This is a genomic window from Paenisporosarcina quisquiliarum, assembly GCF_043641925.1.
In the GTDB taxonomy this organism is placed as follows: domain Bacteria; phylum Bacillota; class Bacilli; order Bacillales_A; family Planococcaceae; genus Paenisporosarcina; species Paenisporosarcina quisquiliarum_A.
Window position 1 is genome coordinate 213,906 of the sequence record NZ_JBHZRU010000003.1, and the last position, 8,108, is coordinate 222,013.

Sequence of the window (8,108 nt, forward strand, 5' to 3'; positions counted from 1 at the left end):
AGGGTTTTTAGGATGACGTCATCTTTTGTACTTGACAAGTCAAAACAAGGACGCATATACTTTCAATAATTTAAAAACGGCAAGCGTTGAAAAAGAATAGTAATTGTGATGACGGAAAAAAGAAATTGTATCCACCGGCTGAAAGGTACAAATCCCACTCTTGCGATGAACCTACTTTGGAGCTTCCATGCAAACATGGACGTAACTTCACGATACGAAGAAAAGTTGTACTCATTTTCGAGTGAAACTAGGTGGTACCGCGGAAACATGCGTTTTCGTCCTTTTATTAGGACGGGAGCGCATGTTTTTTTCATACACTGATTTTAGGGAGGCATTTAAATGAAAAAGATTGTATTTATTGGAGCGGGATCCATGGCACAAGCAATTATTCATGGATGGGAAAAAGAAAAGACGGTTTCTTTTGAAAACGTTTATGTGATGAATAAATCAGATCTCGTCAAACAAGAATATTTGAAGAAGACATATGGTTTACAAATCATTTGTGAGAATAAAGAACAGATTCGTACTGCAGACTTGATTATCTTGGCAACTAAACCGAAAGACGTTCAGGAAGCAATGAAAAGCATTTCAAGCTACCTCTCACCTTCCACTGTCGTATTATCAGTAGTTGCCGGTGTCCCAATGTCAACGATCGAGAAAGGACTTGGTCATCGTCCAATTGCTCGGTGCATGCCAAATACCTCCGCTACTATTGGCATGTCAGCAAGTGCAGTTTCGTGGAATTCTCTTGTAGAAGAAACAACGAAAATAGAAATTATAAATTTATTAAACGCTATTGGAACCGTGATTCAAGTGGAAGAAGATAAATTACATGTCATTACAGCATTATCCGGAAGCGGTCCAGCATATGTCTATTATTTTGTTGAGGCTTTCGAAGAAGCGGCTGTGTCACTTGGACTTTCTTCAAAAGTGGCACGTGATTTACTCATTGAAACACTCGCAGGCTCAGCTGAGATGATGAAACAGTCTTCAAAATCACCAGAAGTCCTTCGCAAGCAAGTAACCAGTCCAGGCGGAACAACTGAAGCAGGACTTGCAGCTTTACAAAAAAATAATTTTATTCAGATTCTCGGCACTTGTTTAAAAGATGCAGAATTGCGTTCCAGAGAACTAGGAAAACAATATGATTAACAAATTTTCTCTTAAAAAATTAGCTCGCATCTAAAATGGTGCAAGTTAATACTTTTCTTATACTGATAGCAGTAAACTTATACATTCTAATCAGTACAAAGAAAAAAGGAAGGCTGTAAACAACCTTCCTAACATAACTTAAGACATATTTTTAGCGTAAAAAATTTCATCCATTTCTTTTTTCAACTTTTTCGAAATGGCTTTTTGCTCATCTTCTGATAATTCTTCAGCAGAATAACCAAACAAGTAATTATTTAAGTCGAATTTTTTTAATTTACATTTCGTATGGAATATATTTTCTTGATAAACGTTAACATCTATCATTTGATAAACTTCTTGCAAGCTATCTGGAATATAATTTTGGATCGAATCAATATCATGGTCAATAAATAATTTATGACCTTTAACATCTCTTGTAAATCCACGAACACGATAGTCAATAACCATTACGTCAGTTTCAAATGAATGAATCAAGAAGTTCAGAGCTTTTAGCGGAGAGATTTCTCCACAAGTTGAAATGTCGATATCTGCTCTAAACGTACTAATTCCTTCATCAGGGTGATATTCAGGATACGTATGAACCGTAATATGACTCTTATCTAAATGTCCAACGACTGTTTCTGGGAAAGGACCTGGTGATTCTTTAAAGGATTCCATTGGAGACTGATCAACTGGACCTTCAGAAACAAGAATCGTTACACTTGCTCCTTGAGGCTCATAATCTTGTTTTGCAATATTTAAGACATTCGCTTCGATAATATCCGTTACATCCGTTAAAATCTTCGTTAACCGTTCAGCATTATATTGTTCATCAATATAATTAATATAAGCTTCACGTTCTTCCTTCGTTCTTGTATAACAAATATCATACATATTAAAACTTAATGTCTTTGTTAAGTTATTAAAACCATGTAATTCAATTCTTTGCGTAGGAGTTAAACTCATTTTTCAAAAATCCCCTTTATCTACTGAAAATATTATTGTTATTAGCATAACATGTTACTACAAATATCGACATATTTCTATTTTTCCACAAAACCCACGTAGTGAAACATACCAAATACAAGGACTTTATTCCATTTTTTTATTACTCGAATATATTTCATCGATTTCCCATGAGCAGGAGAAACACTAAAATTAATGTGAATTTGCTATACTCTATTATATACATAAGAGGAGGAGTTTTCATAAATGGCGAAATTATTTCAAGAATATACAATTAAAGATGTGACATTCAAAAATAGAATTGTTATGGCTCCCATGTGTCAATACTCTAGTCATAACCAAGATGGACAAATTGAAGATTGGCATCGTACTCATTATGCAACACGCGCTGTTGGACAAGTTGGGCTAATTATTCTTGAAGCTACAGCTGTTCAACCCGAAGGAAGAATTTCTGCTCAAGATTTAGGTATTTGGAGTGATGAACATACAAAAGGGTTAACGGAAGTAGTCAATTTAATGAAATCTCATGGCGCAAAAACAGGTATTCAACTAGCTCACGCAGGAAGAAAAGCAACTGTGGATGGTGATATCTATGCCCCATCTCCATTGGCCTTTAATGAGCACTACAAAACGCCAAACGAAATGACAATAGATGATACCAAAAACACAGTAACTGCTTTTAAAGAAGCGGCAATACGCTCTAAAACAGCCGGATTTGATGTTATAGAACTTCATGGTGCTCATGGTTATTTAATTAATGAGTTTCTTTCTCCTTTAACAAACAAACGCACAGATGAATATGGTGGAAGTGACGAAAATCGATATAGACTCTTACGAGAAACGATTGATGCCGTAAGATCGGTATGGAATGGTCCACTTTTTGTTCGTATATCTGCACATGATTATACAGAAGGTGGAATGACGCCTGATTCATATGTAACGATGACGAAATGGATGAAAGAACAAGATGTAGATTTAGTAGATGTTAGCTCTGGGGCAAACGTGCCGGCACCAATTGATGTCTTTCCTGGGTATCAAGTTAATTTTGCTGAAACGATTAAACATGACACTCCTATTCCGACAGGTGCAGTAGGACTCATTACTTCACCACTTCATGCAGAAGAAATTTTACAAAATGATCGAGCAGATTTAATCTTTTTAGCTCGCGAACTTCTACGCGATCCTTATTGGCCATATCGCGCTGCTAAGGAATTACGTACAGAAATTAAATCACCAGTTCAATATGAACGTGGCTGGCTATAAATTAGAAAATGAAAAGGAATGCTAATTCATGTGATTAGCATTCCTCAGAATTTAGACAAAAAAATGTTGATTTCCATTGCGGTGGTCGCTTTCCGCGGGCAAGACTTCAGTCGCTTCCTTCGCGAGGCTCAGTCCAGGGTCTTCAGTTCTTGCTGGTTCCGCAGGAGTCGCCACCTTCATTCCAATCAAAAGAATTAAGAGTAATTATAATAACGTGCCCTTATTTACAACTTTTAAATTAGTTCTTTTAATATCTTCAATGAACATATTTGCAACTAATTAAGTAGAAAAGTGGTTGGCTATTTCTGAAGACTCCTGCGGAAAAACGAAATACGCTAGACCCCACAGACTCAACTGTCAGAGACAGATGAGTCGAGGAGGCTAGGGTTTCGTCCGCGGAAAGCGAAAGAAATAGCCAACCATCAACATATTAATTTAAAATTTTTATGCAGTGTCTAAAAAAATATTCTTTATCTATATTCTGAAGAATGCTAATTCACACTGGATTAGCATTCCTTTTTCATGTTTACATCATATTCTTCGAATGTTTTCCTAAAGCCATAAAAAGGTCGATAATCTTGACTCTCATAAAAACTATGAGACGTTGAACTTGCCAGCAATTCCATTCGCGTATTGGGATACAGGCTATGAATCCAATAAGTGATTTTTTGTCCTAACCCTTTTCCTCTGAAGCTTTCATCTATTAATAATTCACATATGTATAAGCTAATTGAACCGTCTGTAAGTCCACGGCAATATCCGACGATTCGTTCATTCGCTACCGCTACAAACGCCACGTTAGAATTCATCCAAGCGCGTTTCGTATCTTCATGCTTTGTCACTAGGTTATTCCAACCCTCTTTTTTATTTAATTCATTGATTTCTAGAAAATCCTTTTCTTCAAATGCTCGTATGTATACCGTTTCATCATTACGTAAAGTTATGTTCATAATGGTCCCTTCCAACTCATTTAATCTTTTTCAAATTCAATTTCGTTGTTTATCAGTTCAACATCGTCTTGTTTTTTAAAATAATTTTGTAATGCAAGTGCTACTGAAGAATCCATTTGAAATGTTTTATTTTCATCTGGGTGCAACTGTTGAATATATCCCTCGCCATTCGTTAAGATCCAGAGGTGATAATTTTTCTCTTTTTCATCAGCAAAATCAATATTAAAGGATAATAATGGTTCTGTCATAATGACTTTATCATGTAACAACTCCGAGTTGTTTATAGCAGTAATCAATAATTGTATTTCTTTAGAGTCTTCCTCTGGATATAACACCATGGATGACACCTCTTTATTCCAATAATTTAGAGATAACTGTTCGATTTTTTCTTTTGGTATGCTGCATGCACTTAAAAATATGATACTACATAACATGCAAACGATAAAAACCCTCATTGGTTCCCTACTTTTAAATGAATAATCATTATGTGTTAGTTTACATAATAATGTTATAGTTATTATTTGGATGAGCGTTCAACTTCTTTCTCTAAATAGATAAAAAATGGGAAGATACATTACTACAACTAGTATTACCCATCCCAAATAAAAGACCCCATTCATACTTTACTTACTTTACTATTCAAGAGTATTAAAGTAATTTCCTTCCTAATTCCAATATTCATTGATATTGTATGCTCATTTATTTATGATTAGAGAAAAAATAAGGGGCGAAACAAGTATGAACTCTGAAAGAAGCATCGTGGATAAATTAAGGATTAAGAAATTCTCTACAAAACTACTTTTAGCAGCACCTGAAGATATTTCAGATTTTAATAGTGTAAATATGGATACAGAAATTAATAAAGAACAGTATCAATTCGTTTTTATTTTCATTCATACAATTGAAGAATTTCTTAGCTATTTAAAAACTTTAATCGAAAAAGATTTGGTACAGGAAAATGGATTTGTCTACTTTGCTTATCCGAAAAAGAACAACCCAAAATATGAACATTATATTGAGAGAGATCGTATTTTTGACTATATTGATCCAAAAAAAGAAGGTTTTGTCCAAGACAGTAATTTAAAGTTTTCTAAAATGGTTAGCTTAAATGACGTGTATACGATTATCGGATTGAAATCTATGAAAAAAGATATGCAAAAGCCCACTTCTCAGAAAAACAGTCAGTGTGTGGATGATTACATAGATTTTGTCGATACAATTAAAATTCAACTCACAAATAATGAGGATTTACTTAATGCATATAATCATCTAACCTTTGGCTATCAAAAAGACTGGGCACGATACATTTACAGTGCAAAACGAAAAGAAACCCAAGAAAAGAGATTCGAAGAAATGGGCATTGTGTTAGGTGAAGGTTATAAATCGATGGATTTATACAGAAAGAAAAAGAAATGACAAAAGGCGTATCCAAACGATTTGTTTGAGATACGCCTATTTTTTAATTGGATTTAACTCACCATTCTTCATCTCAAATTCCAACAGATCTTCAGCTACAAAAATTGATGGAAACTCTTGTAGACCTTGAATTCGCAATTGATTGGCTTCATGAGGTAAGAACCTTGCACTTATATGGTTAATGATGAGATGTTTGGCATTACTCTCTTTCGCTACTTTTGCAGCCTCGGTTACAGTTGAATGACCATATGGCTTCGCTAACTCTTCAGTACCTGCATCAAAGGTTGATTCGTGTATTACGACATCAACATCTTGACTTAATTCAATCGCGCTCTGACAGTATCTCGTGTCTCCTAAAACAGCTAACGATACACCTTTATTCGGTTCAGTTGTCACATCTTGACTAAATATCGTTTCGCCATTTTCTAAAATGACATCTTGCCCATTTTTTAATTTTGCTAATAAAGGACCTTTAGGAACACCTAGTTGTAACGCTTTATCAATCAATAACATAGGCGGAAGTGGTTTTTGAAGAATACGATAGCCATAACAAGGAATAACATGGTCTAAATTTTTTGCCTCAACACGAAATAAATCATCTTCAAAAATAATACCTTCATCTATTTCTTCAATGTGTAATGGATATTGTAAATAAGTACGTGACAAACGAAGTGTCGTCTGAATCCATTCTTTAATTCCTTTTGGACCGTAAATTGTAAGAGCTTCCTTTCCATCCAAAAAGGAGCGTGAACCTAATAAGCCAGGAAGTCCAAATATATGATCTCCATGCATATGTGTAATAAAGATCTTCTCGAGCTTTCTTGGTTTCAACGTGGTATAAAGCATTTGATGTTGTGTTGCTTCCCCACAATCAAATAACCAAAAAGTTCCTCTCTCTTGCATGAGCTTTAATACAAGAGCACTTGTATTTCGTTGTTTGGAAGGCATTCCTGCTCCAGTTCCTAAAAATTGCAGCTCCATGTCACTTTTTCTCCCTATCTGTATGATCATCTAAAAAGTCTTTACTAAAACTTGTTTTCGATTCAAATGATGGTTTTTTTACTTGAGTTTTACCTCTCGTAATCATATCTTTACCAAATTTCGTTTGAAGTGATTCAACTAACTTTAATATCGGTTCTTCCTTCGCATGTTCTTCATAATTATAGATTGATAATTGTTCAGTAAAATCGTTTCGATCGACCACATTACTCACTGTTACGCCTAATAATCGAATCGGTTGTCCATCCCAATTTTTCGAGAATAAATTCCAGGAAATTTCAAAGAGTTGATCTTTTTCATATACTAAATTTCGAAAAGATTGACTGCGTGAAGAATTATGCCAATCGGCATCACGTATTTGAATCGAGACAGTTGGTCCTGCAAGTCTCTTCGATTCTAACCGACTAGCGACTTTATAGCTTAACCGTTTGATCACTTTTTTCAATTCTCTTAAATCTGTTTCGTCACTTGGTAATGTAGTAGAATTCCCCACACTTTTTGTATCATATACAGAATCTGGATCAACTGATCGATGGTCAATTCCATTGGCTCGGTTTTTTAATCGAGATCCATTCTTCCCTAATGCTTCTTTTAATAATCCTTCTTCCGCATGTGCGATATCACCGATTGTTTGTAATCCTATGCTATTTAACTTCTTTGCCGTACTTTCCCCTACGCCATGCATCTCAATTACAGGAAGTGGCCAGAGCAGTTTATCCATGTCACGCTTTCGTAAGATGGTTATACCCATCGGTTTTTTCAAATTTGAAGCCGTTTTTGCCAAAAATTTATTTGGCGCAATTCCTATAGAACAAGGCAAATCAAGTTCTGTTAATAAGCGTTGTTGAATCTCATTCGCGATTTCTACTACCGACATAGGTCGTTCATTTTCCGATAAATCAACATATCCTTCATCTATGGAAACAGGTTCGACAAGATGCGTGTATGTACGCAGTAAATCAAACATAGCTTTTGAAGCAATCCGATATCTTTCAAAATTGGGGGGCAATAAAATAAGTTCCGGACATTTTCTTTTCGCTTCCCACACACTCATAGTTGTATAAACGCCTCTTGCTCGTGCTTCATAAGAACAAGTTACCAAAATACCTCTTCGTTCTTTTGGATTTCCCGCAATGGCAATTGCCTTACCTTTTAAAGAAGGATCATAAGATTGTTCAACTGATGCATAAAAAGAATTCATATCAATATGGAGGATAACTCGAGATGTCGTTTGTTTTTCAATATTCATTGACATTCGCCTCTCCGTTTTTCATCATTTTGTGTTTATATAAGTGTAACAAAAAACGGTTCTCCGTCAAATGTTGGGGTGGAGTGAAAATCACTTCACCTCATCCAACGTGATATCCTATTTTTTTATACTTG

The 8,108-nt window shown here is 35.2% G+C and carries 8 protein-coding genes; 3 read left to right on the forward strand and 5 right to left on the reverse strand.

Going from position 1 to position 8,108, the window contains the following annotated elements; all coding sequences use genetic code 11:
• Positions 1-339: 339 nt before the first annotated feature.
• On the forward strand, positions 340-1,152 hold the full coding sequence (gene proC, locus ACHUE4_RS03990; protein WP_394188091.1) for a pyrroline-5-carboxylate reductase: 813 nt from the start codon (positions 340-342) through the stop codon (positions 1,150-1,152).
• A gap of 138 nt (positions 1,153-1,290) precedes the next feature.
• On the opposite strand, the gene speD is transcribed toward proC, so the two are convergent.
• Complete coding sequence (gene speD / locus ACHUE4_RS03995) at positions 1,291-2,097, reverse strand: adenosylmethionine decarboxylase (RefSeq protein ID WP_394188092.1); 807 nt, start codon at positions 2,095-2,097, stop codon at positions 1,291-1,293.
• Positions 2,098-2,343: 246 nt separating this feature from the next.
• Between speD and namA the strand changes: the two genes are divergently transcribed.
• Complete coding sequence (gene namA, locus ACHUE4_RS04000) at positions 2,344-3,360, forward strand: NADPH dehydrogenase NamA (RefSeq protein WP_394188093.1); 1,017 nt, start codon at positions 2,344-2,346, stop codon at positions 3,358-3,360.
• 506 nt (positions 3,361-3,866) lie between these two features.
• Here the strand turns inward: namA and ACHUE4_RS04005 are convergent.
• Together ACHUE4_RS04005 and ACHUE4_RS04010 are read right to left on the reverse strand one after the other, a co-directional pair.
• On the reverse strand, positions 3,867-4,310 hold the full coding sequence (locus ACHUE4_RS04005; protein WP_394188094.1) for a GNAT family N-acetyltransferase: 444 nt from the start codon (positions 4,308-4,310) through the stop codon (positions 3,867-3,869).
• A 20-nt stretch (positions 4,311-4,330) separates the two neighbouring features.
• Positions 4,331-4,648 carry a hypothetical protein gene (locus tag ACHUE4_RS04010; RefSeq protein WP_394188095.1) on the reverse strand — a complete coding sequence of 106 codons (318 nt, stop codon included), beginning with the start codon at positions 4,646-4,648 and terminating at the stop codon, positions 4,331-4,333.
• Between the two features lie 400 nt (positions 4,649-5,048).
• On the opposite strand from ACHUE4_RS04010, the gene ACHUE4_RS04015 reads away from it, so the two are divergent.
• A complete protein-coding gene (locus ACHUE4_RS04015) occupies positions 5,049-5,726 on the forward strand; it encodes a YdeI/OmpD-associated family protein (protein WP_394188096.1) in 678 nt (225 codons plus the stop codon).
• A gap of 36 nt (positions 5,727-5,762) precedes the next feature.
• Here the strand turns inward: ACHUE4_RS04015 and rnz are convergent, their stop codons facing one another.
• Both rnz and ACHUE4_RS04025 read right to left on the reverse strand, forming a co-directional pair.
• Positions 5,763-6,707 carry a ribonuclease Z gene (rnz, locus tag ACHUE4_RS04020; protein WP_394188097.1) on the reverse strand — a complete coding sequence of 315 codons (945 nt, stop codon included), beginning with the start codon at positions 6,705-6,707 and terminating at the stop codon, positions 5,763-5,765.
• Between the two features lies 1 nt (position 6,708).
• The gene (locus ACHUE4_RS04025; RefSeq protein ID WP_394188098.1) at positions 6,709-7,974 is read right to left on the reverse strand and encodes a DNA polymerase IV; all 1,266 of its coding nucleotides are present in this window, start codon (positions 7,972-7,974) and stop codon (positions 6,709-6,711) included.
• Between the last annotated feature and the right edge of the window lie 134 nt (positions 7,975-8,108).